Source organism: Kitasatospora sp. NBC_00240 (assembly GCF_026342405.1).
Taxonomy (GTDB): domain Bacteria; phylum Actinomycetota; class Actinomycetes; order Streptomycetales; family Streptomycetaceae; genus Kitasatospora.
In genome coordinates this window covers 7981325-7999640 of sequence record NZ_JAPEMU010000001.1, presented here as the reverse complement: position 1 = coordinate 7999640, position 18316 = coordinate 7981325, and the positions used below count along the sequence as shown (strand labels likewise).

Annotated in this window: 15 protein-coding genes; 10 read left to right on the top strand and 5 right to left on the bottom strand. The window is 73.4% G+C overall.

Going from position 1 to position 18316, the window contains the following annotated elements; translation table 11 throughout:
* Positions 1 to 231: 231 nt before the first annotated feature.
* Positions 232 to 1248: an Lrp/AsnC family transcriptional regulator gene (locus OG689_RS34335; protein ID WP_266324850.1), complete on the top strand. Its 1017-nt coding sequence runs from the start codon at positions 232 to 234 to the stop codon at positions 1246 to 1248.
* A 766-nt stretch (positions 1249 to 2014) separates the two neighbouring features.
* Positions 2015 to 4372 carry a chitobiase/beta-hexosaminidase C-terminal domain-containing protein gene (locus tag OG689_RS34330; protein WP_266324848.1) on the top strand — a complete coding sequence of 786 codons (2358 nt, stop codon included), beginning with the start codon at positions 2015 to 2017 and terminating at the stop codon, positions 4370 to 4372.
* 157 nt (positions 4373 to 4529) lie between these two features.
* Here OG689_RS34330 and OG689_RS34325 read toward each other — a convergent pair whose 3' ends face one another.
* Positions 4530 to 4754: a hypothetical protein gene (locus tag OG689_RS34325; RefSeq protein ID WP_266324846.1), complete on the bottom strand. Its 225-nt coding sequence runs from the start codon at positions 4752 to 4754 to the stop codon at positions 4530 to 4532.
* A 458-nt stretch (positions 4755 to 5212) separates the two neighbouring features.
* Between OG689_RS34325 and OG689_RS34320 the strand changes: the two genes are divergently transcribed.
* The 3 genes from OG689_RS34320 (at position 5213) to OG689_RS34310 (ending at position 6925) form a co-directional block, all read left to right on the top strand.
* Entirely contained in the window at positions 5213 to 5941 is a 729-nt protein-coding gene (locus tag OG689_RS34320) for a TetR family transcriptional regulator (protein ID WP_266324845.1), read from the top strand.
* Positions 5942 to 6052: 111 nt separating this feature from the next.
* On the top strand, positions 6053 to 6247 hold the full coding sequence (locus OG689_RS34315) for a DUF1918 domain-containing protein (RefSeq protein ID WP_266324844.1): 195 nt from the start codon (positions 6053 to 6055) through the stop codon (positions 6245 to 6247).
* Positions 6248 to 6295: 48 nt separating this feature from the next.
* Positions 6296 to 6925 carry a DedA family protein gene (locus tag OG689_RS34310; RefSeq protein ID WP_266324843.1) on the top strand — a complete coding sequence of 210 codons (630 nt, stop codon included), beginning with the start codon at positions 6296 to 6298 and terminating at the stop codon, positions 6923 to 6925.
* A gap of 124 nt (positions 6926 to 7049) precedes the next feature.
* Here OG689_RS34310 and OG689_RS34305 read toward each other — a convergent pair whose 3' ends face one another.
* The 4 genes from OG689_RS34305 to OG689_RS34290 all read right to left on the bottom strand — a co-directional run bounded on the left by OG689_RS34305 (position 7050) and on the right by OG689_RS34290 (position 11033).
* On the bottom strand, positions 7050 to 7796 hold the full coding sequence (locus tag OG689_RS34305) for a PIG-L deacetylase family protein (RefSeq protein ID WP_266324842.1): 747 nt from the start codon (positions 7794 to 7796) through the stop codon (positions 7050 to 7052).
* Between the two features lie 157 nt (positions 7797 to 7953).
* Complete coding sequence (locus OG689_RS34300) at positions 7954 to 8610, bottom strand: NAD(P)-binding domain-containing protein (protein WP_266324841.1); 657 nt, start codon at positions 8608 to 8610, stop codon at positions 7954 to 7956.
* 246 nt (positions 8611 to 8856) lie between these two features.
* A complete protein-coding gene (gene glmS / locus OG689_RS34295; RefSeq protein WP_266324840.1) occupies positions 8857 to 10683 on the bottom strand; it encodes a glutamine--fructose-6-phosphate transaminase (isomerizing) in 1827 nt (608 codons plus the stop codon).
* Between the two features lie 74 nt (positions 10684 to 10757).
* Complete coding sequence (locus OG689_RS34290; RefSeq protein ID WP_266324839.1) at positions 10758 to 11033, bottom strand: hypothetical protein; 276 nt, start codon at positions 11031 to 11033, stop codon at positions 10758 to 10760.
* Between the two features lie 426 nt (positions 11034 to 11459).
* On the opposite strand from OG689_RS34290, the gene OG689_RS34285 reads away from it, so the two are divergent.
* The 5 genes from OG689_RS34285 to OG689_RS34265 all read left to right on the top strand — a co-directional run bounded on the left by OG689_RS34285 (position 11460) and on the right by OG689_RS34265 (position 18269).
* Positions 11460 to 12578: a hypothetical protein gene (locus tag OG689_RS34285; RefSeq protein ID WP_266324838.1), complete on the top strand. Its 1119-nt coding sequence runs from the start codon at positions 11460 to 11462 to the stop codon at positions 12576 to 12578.
* A 162-nt stretch (positions 12579 to 12740) separates the two neighbouring features.
* The gene (locus OG689_RS34280; protein WP_266324837.1) at positions 12741 to 14219 is read left to right on the top strand and encodes a pyridoxal-dependent decarboxylase; all 1479 of its coding nucleotides are present in this window, start codon (positions 12741 to 12743) and stop codon (positions 14217 to 14219) included.
* A 108-nt stretch (positions 14220 to 14327) separates the two neighbouring features.
* Entirely contained in the window at positions 14328 to 15725 is a 1398-nt protein-coding gene (locus tag OG689_RS34275; protein WP_266324836.1) for a GNAT family N-acetyltransferase, read from the top strand.
* Between the two features lie 514 nt (positions 15726 to 16239).
* Positions 16240 to 17502 (top strand): MurT ligase domain-containing protein, encoded by a 1263-nt coding sequence (locus OG689_RS34270; protein WP_073927005.1) that lies wholly within the window; start codon positions 16240 to 16242, stop codon positions 17500 to 17502.
* Positions 17503 to 17540: 38 nt separating this feature from the next.
* Entirely contained in the window at positions 17541 to 18269 is a 729-nt protein-coding gene (locus OG689_RS34265) for a type 1 glutamine amidotransferase (protein WP_073927006.1), read from the top strand.
* Positions 18270 to 18316: the final 47 nt, after the last annotated feature.

The window sequence follows — 18316 nt, the reverse complement described above, 5'->3', positions numbered from 1 at the left end:
TCGCACCGCAGGCCCCTTGCGCAGGAGGGCCGTTGGCAGTCCTGGCGGTGCCGGCGATCAGCTGGTCAGGCCGGGGAACCAGATACGCGGGTCGAGGATCATCGGTACTCCTTCCATGGCTCGGGTTCGCCGACGGACGTCGGGGACGGGGCGGGGCGGATGACATCCATGCTGGCTCCGGGTTCCCGGGACGGGCCCCGCAGCCCGCCGCGATGAGCGAAACTTGTCCTCATGGCACGCGCATCGGCGGATTCCGTACTGAGCCTCACGGATCAGCGGCTGGTGGCCGCGTTGCAGTGGGACGGCCGCCTCACGGCGGAGCGGGCGGCCCAGGTGCTGGGGCTCAGCCCCGCCACCGTGCGGCGCCGCCTGCAGGTGCTCGGCGCCGACGGCACCGTGCGCGTGGTGATCTCACCCGTGGCGCGACCGCGCAACGGCGGCTCGGCCGGGGCACTGTTCCTGCGCATCCGAGTCCTGCGCGGAAAGCTCGACACGATCGTGGCCGCGCTCGCGGCGCGCGAGGACGTCCCGTTCATCGACGTCACCACCTCGGGTGACGAGATCTTCGCGGTCGCCCGTACCGAGCCGGGCTCCCGCGACCCGTTGGTCTTCCGGCAGTTGCCCTCCACCCAGGCGGTGACGTCGCTGGAGAGCGCCACGATCCTGCATGTCTTCCGGCTCACCTCCGAGTGGCGCCACCAGGTGCTGACCGCGGCCGAACGCGCGGCGCTGATCCCGGCCGCACCCGCCCCCGAGGGGCCGGCCGACGGTGCCGCGGGCCCTTACGGCGTCGACGCCGACGCCCTGGAACAGTCCCTGATCGACGCCCTCACCCTCGACGCCCGACTGAGCGCCGCGGCCCTGGCCGCGCGCACCGGCCACCCGGAGAGCACGGTGCGCCGACGTCTCGCCCAACTCGCCTCCCAGGGACGCCTGATCACCCAGGTCCTGGTCGAGCCACGCCGACTCGGGCTGCCCATCGAGGCCAAACTCCTGCTGCACGTGGCCCCCGACCATCTGGCCACCGCCGGGCAGGCACTGGCCGACCACCCCTCGGTGCACGGGGCGTTCGCGACGTCGGGTCCCTCCAACCTGCACGCGGCCGGGTACTTCCCGGACCTGACGGCCCTTTACGGCTTCCTCTCCCATGACCTGGTGGGCCTGGGCATCTCCCACGTGGAGACGGCCATCGTGAGCCGAGCCGCCAAACGCACGCCCGCACCGGTCCGGCCGGCCCCGGCGAGGTGACGGCACCGCGGGGCGGCGGGCCACGGTCCGGCCGGGGGCTCTTCTCCTGCTCCGGGCACCCGCCGCGGCGGCCGGGGCGGGGCGGGCGGCCACACCGGGCCGGCACGGCCGGCAGGGCCAGCCCCCATGTCGGAAAGGTGAGTTGAGCACAGAGGCCACCCGCGCCTTTCTCGCGCTTCCCCTTGGCGGCCCCGGCGGCGGCTGGTACCGTCCTGGAATTGAGAGCGCTCTCACCGGGCGTCGCCCGCGCGCCCACCGGCACCCCCCACCCCGCACCGCTGAGCGCCATCCCCCCACTCCCCCACCCATCGTTGCCCCGGACCGCGGAGCCGCCGCGGCGCTCCCCCACCGGACCGTCTCCACCCCCACCGGTGCGGGTCCCCGCCAGGGCCGGCGCAGCGATGCCCGCCACTAAGGAGAAGGCCGTGCCTTCTTTCACCGCGACCTCGGCCAGGACCGGACCGCCTCCCGTCCGCCACCACCGGCGACCGCCGGGAGGCCCCCCGACGCCGTAGGCGTCCCACCGACCGGGGCTGCCGCCGCGCCCTCCCGGCCTCGACCGGGCGGATCCGGCGCGCCCGGAGTTCGGCACCTGCCGGAGGCGCCCTCCCTCCGCGCACCTGCCGCCATCTCGCGACCGCACCCATGGCGCAGCGCTCGCCCGTGTGTCCCGGACGCCGACCGGCCCCCGCCAAGGGGCCGGCCGGTGCCGTCCCGTGCCGTCGCACCCACCGCACCGCGATGAAGAGGGAAGGACCACCACCCCATGACGCACCGCAGAACGCTCCCGCGCTCCCCGCGCCCACGGCAGGGCGCCCGCGGCGTCCCGCTGCTGCTCGCCGTCCTGGCGCTCCTGCTCGGCGGGCTCGGCCTGGCCCCGGCGGCCGGCACGGCCGCCGCCGCGTCCCCCGACTACACCCAGAGCGTCGGCGCCACCAGCGCGACCCAGGCGAAGATCTCGTTCACCCCGGCCACGGCGGCGCTCTACGTCGACGTCCACTACCTGGTCAACGCGGCCAACCAGCAGAACGTCCGGATGGTCAACGGCGCCGGCACCTGGACGCACACCGTCAGCGGCCTCGCCACCGGCAACGTCCTGGACTACTGGTTCACCTACGAGAAGAGCGGCCCGCAGTACGACACCCCGCACTTCACCTACACGCAGGGCGGCAGCACCGGCGGCCAGGTGGCGCAGCCGACCTTCAGCCCGGCCGGCGGGCAGTACGCCACGGCCCAGACGGTGACGATCTCGGACGCCACCGCCGGCGCGACCATCCGCTACACCCGCGACGGCTCCACGCCGAACGGCAGCTCCCCGGTGTACAGCGGGCCGATCAGCGTCACCGCCAGCGGCACCGTCAAGGCCTTCGCCCAGGCGTCGGGCCTCACCGACTCCTCGGTGGCCACGGCGACTTACACCATCGGCGGCACCCAGACCAGCTGCCCGGTGCAGTCGGACACGCCCGACTTCGGGCCCAACGTGCACATCTACGACCCCAGCATGCCGGCCGCCACCGTCCAGGCGCAGCTGGACGCCCACTTCAACCAGATGAAGGACACCCTGTCGGCGCAGTTCAGCTCCAACCGGGTGGCCGACCTGTTCAAGCCGGGCACGTACAACGTCAACGACAACGTCGGCTTCTACACCTCGGTGGCGGGCCTGGGCCAGGAGCCCGGCCAGGTGACCATCAACGGCAACATCACGGTCGACGCCTTCAACGCCTCGGACGCGGGCAACGCCACCCAGAACTTCTGGCGCAGCGCCGAGAACCTCACCATCAACCCCGGCGGCGGCACCAACCGCTGGGCGGTGGCTCAGGCCGCCCCGTTCCGCCGGATCGACGTGCACGGCAACCTCGCTCTCTACCCGGCCAGTTACGGCTGGGCGAGCGGCGGGTACGTCGCCGACAGCCGGGTCACCGGCCAGATGGCGTCGATCTCCCAGCAGCAGTGGTACACCCGGGACAGCGGCCTCGGCAGCTGGGACGGCGGCGTGTGGAACATGGTCTTCTCCGGCGTCCAGGGCGCCCCGGCCAACACCTTCCCCACCCCGCCCGAGACGGTGCTCGCCACCACCCCGGTCTCCCGCGACGTCCCGTACCTGTACGTCGACAGCTCCAACCGCTACCGCGTCTTCCTGCCGAGCCTGCGCACCAACGCGTCCGGCCCGAGCTGGGCCGGCGGCAGCACCCCGGGCAGTTCCCTGCCGATGAGCCAGTTCTACGTCGTCAAGGCCGGTGACACCGCCGCCACCATCAACAACGCCCTCGCCCAGGGCTGCAACCTGTTCGTCACCCCGGGTGTCTACCACCTCAACCAGACGCTCAACGTCAACCGCGCCAACACGGTGGTCCTCGGCATCGGCTACCCGACCTTCGTCCCCGACAACGGCGTCGACGCCATGCAGGTCGCCGACGTGGACGGGGTCCGGATCAAGGGTCTGCTCCTCGACGCCGGCACCACCAACTCCCAGGCGCTGCTGACCGTCGGCCCGTCCGGCTCCGGCGCGAGCCACGCCGCCAACCCGACCACCGTCCAGGACGTGTTCTTCCGGATCGGCGGCCAGCTCGCCGGCAAGGCCACCAACAGCCTGGTCGTCAACAGCGGCAACACCATCATCGACCACATCTGGGCCTGGCGCGCCGACCACGGCAACGCCGGGACCATCGGCTGGACCACCAACACCGCCGACACCGGCCTGATCGTCAACGGCGACAACGTGCTCGCCACCGGCCTGTTCGTCGAGCACTACCAGAAGTACGAAGTCATCTGGAACGGCCAGGGCGGGCGCACCATCTTCTTCCAGAACGAGAACCCGTACGACGTGCCGAACCAGGCGGCCTGGAAGAGTTCCGCCTCGGTCAACGGCTACGCCGCCTACAAGGTCGGCACCAACGTCACCAGCCACGAGGCCTGGGGGCTCGGCAGTTACTGCTACTTCAACGTCAATCCCTCGGTGGCCAACTACCACGCCTTCGAGGTGCCCGACAACAGCGGCGTCCGCTTCCACTCGCTGCTCACGGTGTCCCTGAACTACCAGGGCACCATCACCCACATCATCAACAACACGGGGGCGGTGACGCCCACCGGCACGAGCCCGGTCAACCTGGTCTCGTACCCGTGACCGGACCGGACCTGATGTGACCTGGCCTGATGTGACCTGACCGACCCGGTCCGGACCCACCCGGTCCGACCTGGTCCGGTCCGACCGGTGGGGGAACCGGCCGTGCCGCCGGAACGGATCGCGTTCCGGCGGCACGGCTTCGATCCCGGCGGGCGGGTCAGCCCGCCAGGACCCCACTGCCCTCGCCGTTGAACGAACCGACCGTGTTGTCGCCACCGACGTTGAAGATGTCGTCCCCGGCCAGCTGGTTGCCGTCCCCGAGGACGATCGCCCAAGGGGCGGTCGTGGCATCGAAGTTGACGTCGGCGACGGCTACGCCCGGCAGGCCGGCCAGGCCTGCCGCGGCGGCCAGGACCAGCAGCAGCTTGGAGGTGCGGTTCATGGTGTTCCCTTCCTCGACGGTGTCACCGTGACAGTAGGGTTCGACGCCGCCGCCCTCGGGGACATACCGCCGAGCGGGTGTGTCGGGCGACCAGTCCCGCCGGACCGGCGAACGCTCCCCCACCGCGCCGGGGAACCGCGCGGCGGCGGCGAGCGACGCCCGAACGGCCGAGGCCCCGGCGGCGGGCGGCGCGAGGACGGCCGACACCGCAGCGGCGGCGAGCGGCGCGAGGACGACAAGCCGCTGGTCGTCGACAGGTTCTGCGACTCGGGCAACGTCAGCCACCACCGGGACGCCGGCTCGGCATCACCGTGCAGGCTGCCGGCTCGGCATCGCCGTGCAGGCCGCCGAGCTCGACCTCGACGTCCACCGGGCCACCCGGCCGGAGTTCCACCGGCACCAGCCGGCTCGTGTCGGTGATTAGCCCAGGAACACCGGATGCGGCACAGTGGGGGCCCATGAAGGCGCAGGCTGAGCAGCGGAACGAGGCCGGACCGGCGGACGGGGCCCGTCGGCGCCCGGTCCAGCAGCGCAGCCAGCAGCGGTACGAGCGCCTGGTGGACGCCTGCGCCGCCCTGCTGGACGAGGCCGGCGCCGGGGCCCTGACCACCAAGGCGGTCGCCCTGCGCGCCGGGGTGCCGATCGGCACCCTCTACCAGTTCTTCTCCGGCAAGGAGAGCCTGCTGGGCGCCCTCGCGGCCCGGAACCTCGAGCGCTACCTCGACCGCCTGGCCCGGCGGCTGGAAAGCTCGGCGCCCCAGGGCGTGCCGGGCTTCGTCGACCTCGCGGTGGAGGAGTTCGTCGCGATGCGGCGGGCGGTGCCCGGCTTCGGACAGGTCGACTTCGGCCTGGTCGACCGGACCCCGCCCGGCGTCCGTGACGGGGAGCACCTGCTCGACCGCACCCTGGACAACAACACCGCCGTCGCCCTGCGCCTGCAGGCCCTCGGCGGCACCCTGCTCGGCGCCGCCGCCGACGCGTCCGACCGGCCGGACGCCGGACGCTCCGGCGGCACACTCGCCCTGCGGGTCGCCCTGGAGGCCGCCGACGCCGTCCTCAAGCTGGCCTTCCGCACCGACCCCGACGGCGACCCGGTGCTGATCGCCGAGTGCAAGCGCCTGCTCAGCCGCTATCTCGCCGAGGATCCGCCCGGCCCGCCCCGGCCGGCCGCCGACACGCCCGGCTGAACCGTTGCGGCCCCACCCGCACGGCAGCACAGTGGAAGCAGGACAGCTGCCCGGAGCACGGCAGCCGGCCTGTCGGCACCACGACAGCCGTCACTAGCTAAGGAGCAGATCGTGCATGCAGCGGTAGGTGACCAGCTCCATATCCACAGCAGGTCCGTGGGCATGGCGGACCGCACGGGCGAGATCACCGAAGTACACGGCGTGAACGGCGAGCCGCCGTACCTGGTGCGCTTCGACGACGGCCACGAAGGGCTGGTCTACCCGGGCCCCGACAGCATCGTCGAGCACAGCAAGAAGAACAGCTGACGCGTACCGTCCGTCCCGTGGCCGCCCGGCGCGGGGCGGGCCTCTGACGTGTCCGCCACCCCGCTGCCCGGCCCGCTGGCCGGGCTGGCCCCGATCCTGGACGACTACGGCTACCTGGCGGTGGCCGTCCTGGTACTGCTCGACAACTGCGGCATCCCCGTGCCGGGCCAGACCATCCTGGTGCTGGCCGCCGTGTACGCGGGCACCGGACACCTCAGCCTCGCCGCCGTGATCATCATCGCGACGGCCGCCGCCGTCCTCGGCAACACCCTCGGCTACCTGATCGGCCGAACCGGCGGCCGCGCCTTCGTGCACCGCTGGGGCCGCTACGTCATGCTCACCCCGGCCCGGATGGAGCGCGCGGACGGCTTCTTCGAGCGGCACGGCGGCAAGGTCGTCATGGTGGCCCGCTTCGTCGACGGGCTGCGTCAGACCAGCGGCATCATCGCCGGCACCATCGGGATGGACCTGCGGCGCTTCACGGTCTTCAACATCCTGGGCGCGGCGCTCTGGGTCGGCGTCTGGTCCCTCGCCGGCTACCTGGCCGGCGCCAACATCGGCACGGTGTACGAGCAGGTGGTCCGCTACCAGCTGTGGCTGCTGTTCGGGCTGGGCGCGGCGCTCCTCGCCGCCCTCGTCCACCAGTTGCTGCGCCACCGGCGCAGGGCGCGGCACTGAACGGGGCGCCGCCGCCCACCGGCGGCCCCCACGCCCGGCCCACGCCCCGACCGGTCAGGCCCAGCCCACGCCCCGCACCGGTCACGTGCTGCGCCGCACCGTCCGCGGTGCGGCGCCCCGCGGCTCAGCCGAAGGTCAGCCGCAGCACCTCGAACGAGGAGGCGTACCGGACGCCCAGCCGGCTGCCGGAGGCCCGGGCGAAGCCCTCCAGGAATTCGGCGGCGTTGGCCATGTCGCCGCCGAGCCCGGCCAGGTAGGCCCGGTGGGCCTCCAGCGAGGCGACGCCCGCCGCGAAGGAGTCGGTGGTGTCCACGGCGTGCCGGGCGTCGGGCGAGCCGGCCGCCCAGAGCTCCTTGACGCCGCCCCACGGCTGGTGGCCCTCGTCCAGGAGGTCGGGGAACACCCAGCGGTTGGCGGCGTCGCGCACCGCGTCCAGGGTGGACCGGCCGGTGGCGATGTGGTCCGCCTGGTTGGGCATGACACCGCCGTAGGTCTCCCGGAAGTTGGTGGTGATGACGATGTCCGGGCGGTGCCGCCGGACGGCTCGGGCGATGTCGCGGCGCAGCGTCAGGCCGTACTCCAGGACGCCGTCGGCGTGTCCGAGGAACTCCACCACGTCGACGCCGACCAGAGCGGCCGAGGCCACCTGCTCGGCCTCCCGGACGGGGCGGCACTCCTCGGGGCTCATCGAGTCGATGCCGGCCTCGCCGCTGGTGACCATCACGTAGACGACGCGCTTGCCCTGGGAGGTCCAGCGGGCGACGGCGGCGGCGGCGCCGTACTCCATGTCGTCGGGGTGCGCGACGACCGCGAGGGCGGTCTGCCAGTCCTCGCGGAGCGGCTCGAACGGTTCTGGCTGCTGGTCGTTCATCGGCACGGCTCCTCTGTCGGATCCCCCTGCGGGACCGCTCGGTCCGATCTTCTCCCGGGGCCCCGCCCTGGTCACCCGGGATTCCGGGCCAGGCGCGGCCGGGCCCGCCGGTCGCCGTACCGGCCCGGGCAGGCCCCCAGCTCAGGCTATGCCGGGTTCAGCCGGCCGACCGGAGGGAGTAGTTGAAGTCGGTACTGCCGAAGTGGCCCATCAGCCGGAGCCAGAACGGCATCAGCATCTCCATGCCCCGGGCGCCCTTGATGTCGCCGAGGTCCAGCACCGAGCCGACCGGCCAGCCGAACTGCTCCAGCAGGGCCACGACCTCGGCCTTGGCGTCCGGGTCGTCGCCCGCGACGAAGGCGTTGTGCTCGCCGGGGACGCGCCCCGGCTCGACCATCACCGGGGCGCTCATCGTGTTCAGCGCCTTGACCACCCGGGCCTGCGGGAACTCACGCTGGATCCGCTCGCCGACACTGTCCGTGCTCACCGGGTCGAGCCCGACCTCGCCCTCGGGCGAGAAGACCAGCGGGTTGGAGACATCGATCAGGATCTTGCCGGCCAGCGCGTCGGCGCCGGCCGCCTGAAGGGCCTTGAGGGAGACCGTCCCCGCGGTGGCGTTGACGATCAGCTCGCCGAAGGCGGCGGCGTCGGCGAAGGTGCCGCCGTGGCCGCGCGGCCCGGCCTGCTCGGCCCAGGTGGTGGCGGCCGTGTTGTCCTTGGTCCGCGAGCCGATCGTCACCTCGTGCCCGAGCGAGACCAGCTTGCCCGCCAGGGTGCGCCCGACCGTGCCCGTACCGATGATCCCGATCCTCATCGTGTTTCTCCTGTCCGTAGGTCGCCCCCTGCCAGCAGGGTGACGATACGTCAGGGCCGGCTGTCGGGGCGGCAGGACCGGCGGGGCGGCCGCGAGTCCCGACGGGGAGCCGGACAGGCGGCGGGGCGGACGGGCGGAGCGGCGGGAGCGGGAGCGGGAGCGGGAGCGCCGGACCGACGAAGGCCGGCCGCGGCCCCCGGACGGCTCCGGGGCCCGCGGCCGGCCCGACGGCCCGGCGCCCGACGGCTACTCCACCGTGACGCTCTTGGCCAGGTTGCGCGGCTTGTCGACGTCCCGCCCCAGGGCGACCGCCGCGTGGTACGCGAACAGCTGCAGCGGGATGTTCAGGAGCAGCGGGTCCAGCTCCGGCTCGCTCTTGGGGACGAGCACGCAGTGGTCGGCCAGCTTGGTCTCCGGCGTGCGGTGGGCCACGGCCAGCACCCGGCCCGAGCGGGCCTTGATCTCGCCGAGCGTGGTGAGGTTCTTGTCCAGCAGCTCGTCGTCGGGGACGAGGGCGACGGTCGGCAGCTCCGGGTTGATCAGCGCGAGCGGGCCGTGCTTGAGCTCACTGGCGGGGTACGCCTCGGCGTGGACGTAGCTGATCTCCTTGAGCTTCTGCGCGCCCTCCCGGGCGACCGGGAAGCCGCGGACCCGGCCGATGAACATCATCCCCTCGCACTGGGCGTACTCGGCGGCCAGCTCGGCGATCTGCTTGTCGTTCTCCAGGATCTCCCGGATCTGGCCCGGCAGCGCCTTGAGGCCGGCCACGATCCGGCGGCCGTCGGCGGGCGAGAGGTCGTGGATGCGCCCGAAGTGCAGGGCGAGCAGGGCGAAGGCGACCACGGTGGAGGTGAAGGCCTTGGTGGAGGCGACCGAGATCTCCGGCCCGGCGTGCAGGTAGATGCCGCCGTCGCACTCCCGCGCGATGGCACTGCCCACGGTGTTGACGACGCCGAGCACCCGGCCGCCCTTGCGCTTGATCTCCTGGACGGCCGCCAGCGTGTCGTAGGTCTCGCCGGACTGGCTGACCGCGACGTACAGGGTGTCGGCCTCGATCACCGGGTTGCGGTAGCGGAACTCGGAGGCCGGCTCGCTGTGCGCGGGGATCCGGGACAGCTCCTCGATCAGCTGGGCGCCCATCTCGCCGGCGTAGTAGGCGGACCCGCAGCCGAGGATCTTCACCCGGCGGATCTCGCGCAGCTCGCGGGCGTCCAGGTTGAGCCCGCCCAGGTGCGCGGTGGCGAAACGCTCGTCGAGCCGGCCGCTGAGGGTGCGCTCGACCGAGCCGGGCTGCTCGTGGATCTCCTTGAGCAGGAAGTGCTCGTAGCCGGCCGTGTCGTAGGAGTCGATCTCCCAGTCGACGGTGGACGGCTGACGGTGCGTGGTGCGGGCGTCCTCGGTGAAGGTACGGAACCCGTCGGCGCGCACGGTGGCGAGCTCACCGTCCTCCAGGTGGACGACCTGGCGGGTGTAGCGGACCAGGGCGGAGACGTCCGAGGCGACGAACATCTCCTTCTCGCCGATGCCCAGCACGATCGGGCTGCCGTTGCGGGCGACCACGATCCGGTCGGGCTGCTCGGCGTCCAGGACGGCGATGCCGTAGGTGCCGACGACCTTGCCGAGGGCGGCGCGGACGGCGTCCTCCAGGTCGATGCCCTCGGTGGCGTGCGCGGCGATCAGGTGGGCCAGCACCTCGGTGTCGGTCTCGGACAGGAACACGGCGCCGTCGGCGGCCAGCTTGGCGCGCAGCTCGTCGGCGTTCTCGATGATCCCGTTGTGGACGACGGCGATGCGCTCGGCGTTGTCCAGGTGCGGGTGCGCGTTGGCGTCACTGGGGACGCCGTGGGTGGCCCAGCGGGTGTGGCCGATGCCGGTGGTGCCCTTGAAGCGGGCCGGTACGGCGGCCGCGAGGTCGGCGACCCGGCCCTTGACCTTGCGGGTCTTCAGGCCGCCGGAGCGGCCGCTCACGGCGACGCCGGCCGAGTCGTAGCCGCGGTACTCCAGCCGCTGCAGGCCCTCCAGGAGGAAGGGGGTCGCGTCCTTGGGTCCGATGTAGGCAACGATTCCGCACATGGGTCGCCGGCTCCTTCAGTGTGATTGCGTGGCGGGAGGTCTGCGCGAGGGCAGACGGGTCGGGCGGGCCCGGCTCAGCCGTAGACGATCCGGCGCAGCTGGCGGGCCGACAGCTGTGGGGCTGCGACCCGGCGCGCGGGCAGTTCGTCGGCCAGTCGGGCGAAGATCTTCTCGTTGGTGAGTCCGCGTGCCTGGAGTTCGCCGTGGCGGCGGCGGACGTACTCCTCGGTGCTCTCCGAGAAGTACGCCAGCACTTCCGCGACGACCCGCGCGGCCTCCCGCGGCCCCAGGGGGCTGATGCGGGTGAGGTGGGCGAGCAGGTCCTCGTGAGGGTGTGGCGAGCTGGGCACGAGTGAGGAGCCTAGGCGGCCTCCGCGCCGGGATCAAAGATCCTGCCCGAATTCGGGCAGATCTTCAGACATTCAGCTCAGAGACCAGGCCCGGGGCCGCTGCCCAGGCCCGCCGGGGCCGCCACGGAAGCCCGCCGCGACCGCAGGCCGGGCTCGCGCGGCCCAACCGGACCGCCGGCCGCCCGGCCCGCGCGACGCCGGGATGCGGCCGTTCGGAGCAGTGCCCGCCGACCGGCCGCCCCGGTCGGCGCAAGGGGTCGCAGGCCGTGCGGTGACCGGGCCGGAGCCGCGTCGTTGACCCGGTGCGATGTGCGGTAGCGTCGCCGACATCTCCCGAATGATGGTCAGAAACCACGATCAGCGGCCTGGTGCCCTCAGGATGGAGAGCGAAAGCCGTCCGTCTCGATCCACCGGGGGATCTTCGTCATGCAACCGCGGGTCTTCGCGATTCTCACCGCCTTCCTGCTGGGGGTGCTGGGCCTGGGGTCGGTGGCCGTCACCGACTGGACGCCCGCCCCGGCCACCGCCGCGACCGGCGCCCCCGGGGCGCCCGCGCCCGGCAGCGCCGCGCCGCCCGCCGGCACCCCGGCCGCCGCGGCCACCCCGACCGGGGACCCGGCGGTGTGGACCCGCAGCACGCTGCGCAACAAGGTGATGGCGGAGATGGAGCAGAGCGACCCCGGTGTCGCCCTGGCGGACCTCGACAAGATCACCAAGGAGAAGCCGTACACGGTGCGGTTCTGCCACCCGATCGCGCACGAGCTGGGCCACGCGGCGGTCAAGCGCTACAACGAGGACTTCCAGAAGGTCATCTCCTTCCCGCACGAGACCTGCGCGGCCGGCTACCTGCACGGCGCGGTCGAGGAGATGCTGAACGCCTCCAAGCAGCCCGAGGTGGACCTGCTCAAGCTGTGCGCGCCGGCCAACAAGGGCGCCTGCATCCACGGCGTCGGCCACGGCACCATGTTCGTCGCCAAGCAGGACGTCGCCGCGGCCCGCGCACTGTGCAACAAGTTCCCCGGCGACACCAACAAGATCCGCTGCTCCGAGGGCCTCTTCATGCAGCTCTTCGGACCGGACGAGGAGGACGAGAAGGCCAAGGCGAACCTGCCCGCCGACAAGATCGCCGCCGATCCGCTCTACCCCTGCCCCGAGCAGCCGGCGCTCTTCCAGTCCGCGTGCTTCTTCTACGCGCCGACCTTCTACCTCTCCTCGCACGACTACGCCAACCACCCCGAGGCCTTCGCCGACGCCCTCAAGTGGTGCCTCAACGGCAAGGCCAGCGGCGGGGTGACGGACTGCAGCCGCGGAGTCGGCTCGCGCACCATGAAGTACAACCTGGACCGCGAGGACTGGGCCGCCCAGCAGTGCGCGACGGCCACCGACGCCTCCCAGCGCAAGGCCTGCGCGGAGGGCCTGGTCAGCTACTACACGGTGAACTACACCGACGGCGGCGCCGCCGGCCGGCTCTGCGCCAAGATCACCAACAAGGAGATCCAGGGCTACTGCCGCTCCGCCGCCGGGCTCTCCGCCACGCTGGACTGACCGCCCCGCCCGTCCCGAGGGGCCCGGCCACCCGTACCGAGGGGCCCGTGCCGTCCGCACGCCGGGCGGCGCGGGCCCCTCGGCGTACGCACCGTAGGATCTGCTCATCCAGGTGCGCCGAGGACGCCGCGCCGTCAGGCCCCCACCTGCTGGAGCCGCACCATGAGCCCCGCCTCCCCCGCCGTGCCGGACTCGTCCCCCACCCGTCCGGACGACTTCCGCGCCGCCGCGCACACCGCGGCCGACCTGGTCGCCGACTACCTCGACGGGCTGCCCGGCCGCCCGGTCTGGCAGCCGATGGACCCCGCCGACCGGACGTCGCTGCTGGCGGCCCCGCTGCCGAAGGACGGCCGCCCCCTCGCCGAGCTGCTCGACTTCGTCGGCACCCGGGTGATGCCCGCGCCGATGGGCAACGGCAACCCGCGCTTCTTCGGCTGGGTGAACTCCGCCCCCGCACCCGCCGGCGTGCTCGCCACCCTGGCCGCCTCCGCGATGAACCCCAGCTCGGCCGGCGGCGATCACGCGGACGTCCACCTGGAGCGGGCCGTGGTGCGCTGGATCGCCGAACTGGTCGGGTTCCCGCACCCGGCCGGCGGCGGCCTGCTGACCTCCGGCACCTCGATGGCGACCATCGTCTGCCTGGCCGCCGCCCGCAACCGCGCCGCCCGCCGGGCCGGCCGGGACGTCCGCGAGGACGGCCTGGCCGGCATGCCCCCGCTGGTCGCGTACGCCACCGGGGAGACCCACTCCTGCGTCCGCAAGGCCGCCGAACTGCTGGGCCTCGGCAGCAAGCACCTGCGGACCGTCCCCAGCGGCCCCGAGGGACAGCTCGACACCGACGCCCTGCGCGCCGCCGTGGCCCGCGACCGCGCCGACGGGCTGCTGCCCTTCCTGGTGGTCGCCTCCGCCGGGACGGTCGGCACCGGCGCCGTGGACGCCTTCGACCCGATCGCCGACCTCTGCGCCGAGCAGGAGCTCTGGCTGCACGTGGACGGCGCGTACGGCGCCTTCGGCGTGCTCGACCCCGCCATCGCGCACCGCTACGCCGGCCTGGACCGCGCCGACTCGCTGGCCCTGGACCCGCACAAGTGGCTGGGCGTGCCGGTGGACTGCGGGTGCGCGCTGGTCCGCGACACCGACGAGCTGCGCGGCACCTTCAGCCTCGTCCCCTCCTACCTGCGCGACGAGGCGGCCGGCGAACTCGGCTGGTTCTCGGAGTACGGCATGGAGCAGACCCGGCCGTTCCGCTCGCTGAAGGTCTGGGCGACCATCGCGCACCGCGGCCGGCAGGGCATCTCGGACGACGTGGCCCGCTGCACCGCGCTGGCCCGCCGGCTCGGCGAGCTGGTCGAGGCCGACCCCGAGCTGGAGCTGCTCGCGCCCGTGCAGACCTCGATCGTGGCCTTCCGGCACCGCGCCGCGGGCCTGGACGAGGCCGCGGTGAACGCCGTCAACCGGGAGCTGCCGGTGGCGGTGCAGCTGCGCGGGCGGGTCTTCGTCACCGGGGCGCTGCTGGAGGGCCGCGAGATGCTGCGGGCCTGTCTGCTGAACGCGGCCACCACCGAGGCCGATCTCGAACTGCTGCTCGCCGAAGTCCGGGCCGCCGCGACCGGGCTGACGGAGCGTACGGCGGGGCGCTGAATCCGGGCGGCGCCGGGGGAATGCGCGTACGAATGGTTCGACGAGACATTAACCCACAGGTCACGGGGGATTCGTGATCGTGAAACACCGGCGCGGCAGCATCATGGCATGGACCACCTGACGAACGGCCGCTCCCTCACCCCGACGACCTCCCGCGCGCAGCGTCGCGGCGCCCGAATCCATCGCTGGCGCCGCGACACCGTCGAGCTCGCGGCGATCTTCCTCTCGGTCACCGCCGCCGACCTGGTGGCCAAGATCGTCGTGCACGGCCCGGACGGACCGCTGGTGCTCGCCGCCTCGGCGAGCGCCCTGCTCGCCACGGCGCTGTTCCACACCTGGTGGGCCCACCGCCACCTGCACGGACCTCCGTCGCCGGACACCCCCGCGCCGCCCGGCCCCGAGGCGTCCGGGGGGAGCGGCCCGATGGACGACTTCGAGCCGACCACGCTCTGGCGGGTGCGCACCACGGTCGAGGACTCCCCCGGCAGCCTGGCCCGGGTGTGCACGGCCCTCGCCGACCAGCGGGTCAACATCATCTCCATGCAGTCCCACCCGCTGCCCGCCGGGACGGTCGACGAGTTCTTCGTCCGCGCCCCGCTCTCCCTCACCCGCGCCGAGCTGACCCGGACGGTCGCCTCGGCCGGCGGCCACGACATCTGGACCGACCCGGCCGACGCGCACGACCTGGTCGACGTCCCCACCCATGTACTGGCCCTGGCGACCCGCACCGCGCTGGACGCCGCCGAGCTGCCGGTCGCCCTGCGGCAGCTGTTCGGCCGGTGCACCATCCGGCAGTTCCCCGGCGCCGGCAAGCGCGCCACCGCCGGGGTCGACGGGCACGTGATGCGCCTGCCCGCCCCCTCGGGGGACCTGATCGAGCTGACCCGCCCGCACCTGCCCTTCACCCCGACCGAGTTCGCCCGGGCCCAGGCCCTGGTGGAGCTGGACACCCTGCTCGGGCCCCGGGTGCCCCGGGTCAAGGCCCACCTCACCCTGCCCGCCGGGGCCGACCTGACCGTGCGCCGGGCCGACGCCGGCGACAAGGAAGCCGCGCTGGCCATGCACGGGCGCTGCTCCCCGGACACCCTGCGCAAGCGCTACCACGGGCCGGTGCGGGACGCCGAGCGCTACCTGGACCACCTGCTCGACGCCCGGCACGGCCAGACCCTCGCCGTGGAGGCCGCCGACGGCCGGATCGTCGCGCTCGGCCACCTGATGTGGGACGACGACAGTGCCGAGGTCGCCGTCCTGGTCGAGGACGGCTGGCAGCGCCGCGGGCTCGGGCTCGACCTGCTGCGCCGGATGTCCGCGCTGGCCCTGGAGGCCGGTGTCGACACCGTCTACGCGATCACCCAGGCCTCCAACACCGGGCTGATCGCCACCATGCGCAAGCTGGCCGCCCCGCTCGACTACCAGGTCGAGGAGGGCACCCTGGTGATCACCGCCCACCTGGCCGAGGCCACCGCCGAGCTCCCCGTGCCCTGGCCCGGCCGCCCCGGCCGCTGACACCTGGCCGGCCCGGCCCCGAGCGGTCCCGACCCGACCCCCGATCCAACCCCGACCCGGCACCGGTCCGCCCCCACCCGACCCCCGGCCCCGACCCCGCGGCACCGGTCGCACCCGGACGATCCGCCCGCCGCCCCGCACCCGCCCAGGGAGCGGGGCGGCGGCGGCGCATCGGGCCGGGCCGACCGCCGCCGTACGGTGACGCAGATCACCGGCGGGCGGTCCGGCCTCCCCGGCACCCACGGAGCCCGCCGGGGAACCGGGCGCCCGGCATCCACCGTCCTGCGATAGGACAAGAACTCCGCGTGCCGTCCGTGCACGGCTCGTCCGGGAGGCCGCTCCGCGGGCCCCGCCGAGGGCCCGTCAGAGCTCCGTCCCGGCAATCCCGGCAGGCAGCGCGGGGTGCGGGACTCGGTGCCGGGGCGCGGAGTCGGTAGGCTGGCCCCGTCCCCGCCGCCCGACGGTCCGTTATCCGGCCCCCGGGTGGTGCCGCAGCAAGGAGGAACCACTGAGCATGGCAGGCACCGAAACGGAGGCCACAGGCGCGCGCGACGGCTCGCTGCCCGCCCGCGCCAAGATCGCCGTCACCGCCGGCCGAGTGGCCGCCGCCGTCTCGCGCAAGGCCGGCCGCGGCAGCGGTTCGGTGATCGGCGGCAAGATCGCCCTCAGGCTCGACCCCGATCTGCTCGCCACTCTCGCCGACCACCTCGACGTCATCCTGGTCAGCGCGACCAACGGCAAGACCACCACCACCCGCCTGATCGCCGAGGCACTGCGGGCCGCCGGCCCGGTGGTGTCCAACGCGCTCGGCGCCAACATGCCCGCCGGCATCACCTCCGCGCTGGCGGGCGGCTCGGACGCCAGGTTCGGCGTGATCGAGGTCGACGAGAAGTACCTGGCCGGCGTCGCCCGCGACACCCGCCCGAAGGCGATCGCGCTGCTCAACCTCTCCCGCGACCAGCTCGACCGCGCGGCCGAGACCCGGATGATGGCCGAGAAGTGGCGCGAGGGCCTCAAGGACTCCGAGGCCGTGATCATCGCCAACGCGGACGACCCGCTGGTGACCTGGGCCGCGTCCTCCTGCAAGAAGGTGGTCTGGGTGGCCGCCGGACAGGCCTGGAAGGAGGACGCCTGGTCCTGCCCCGCCTGCGGCGGCGTGATGCAGCGCCCCGGGGACGACTGGTTCTGCCAGGACTGCGGCTTCCGCCGGCCCAACCCGCACTGGGCGCTGCAGGGCACCCACGTGGTGGACCCGCAGCGCGGCGCCTGGCCGATCCAGCTGCAGCTGCCCGGCCGGGCCAACCTGGCCAACGCCACCAGCTCGGCCGCCGTGGCCGCCGTCTTCGGTGTGGCCCCGCAGGTCGCGCTGGAGCGGATGCAGGCGGTGACGGCGGTGGCCGGCCGCTACGACGTGGTCCAGTACCAGGGCCGTGACATCCGGCTGCTGCTGGCGAAGAACCCGGCCGGCTGGCTGGAGACCTTCTCGCTGATCGACGGTCCGCCCACGCCGGTGATCCTCTCGGTCAACGCGATGGACGCGGACGGCACCGACACCTCGTGGCTGTGGGACGTGGACTACGAGCGGCTCTCCGGGCACCCGGTGTTCGTGATGGGCCAGCGCAAGCTGGACCTCGCGGTGCGGCTGGAGGTGGCCGGGCTGCAGTTCCACGTGGTGGACTCGCTGGAGCAGGCCGTCCGGATGGCACCCCCCGGGCGGATCGAGGCGATCGCCAACTACACCGCTTTCCAGCAGCTCAGGAAGGTCGTGGCGGGCTGATGACGACTCCAGGAACGCCCAACGGAAGGTCTTCGAGGATGAGTGAGAGCAGCCTGCGGCTGGTCTGGGTCTACCCGGACCTCCTCAGCACCTACGGCGACCGGGGCAACGCCCTGGTCGTGGAGCGCCGGGCCCGCCAGCGCGGCCTGAACGTGACCCGGATCGACGTCCGGTCCGACCAGTCGGTGCCCACCAGTGGTGACATCTATCTCATCGGCGGCGGCGAGGACCGCCCGCAGCGCCTCGCCGCCGAGCGGCTGCGCCAGGACACCGGGCTGGTCCGGGCCTCCGAGAACGGCGCGATCATCTTCTCGGTCTGCGCCGGGTACCAGATCCTCGGCCACGAGTTCATCAACGACCTCGGCGAGCGCGAGCCGGGCCTCGGTCTGCTCGACGTCTGGAGCACCCGCGGTGAGGGCGCCCGCAACGTCGGCGACGTGCTCGCCGACGTGGACCCGCGGCTCGGCCTGCCCCAGCTGACCGGTTTCGAGAACCACCAGGGCATCACCCACCTCGGCCAGGGCGTCTCACCGCTCGCGACGGTGACCGTCGGCGGCGGCAACGGGACCGGCGACGGCACCGAGGGCGCTTGGCGGGACACCGTCTTCGGCACCTACCTGCACGGCCCGGTGATGGCCCGCAACCCCGCGGTGGCGGACATGCTGATCAAGCTGGCGCTGGACGTGAACGCCCTGCCGCCGGCCGACACCACCTGGTACGACGCGCTGCGCGCGGAGCGGATCGCCGCCTCCCGCCAGCCCGCCTGAGGCCCTCGGCGCGGACCGGGTGCCCGCATCGCGGGCACCCGGTCCAC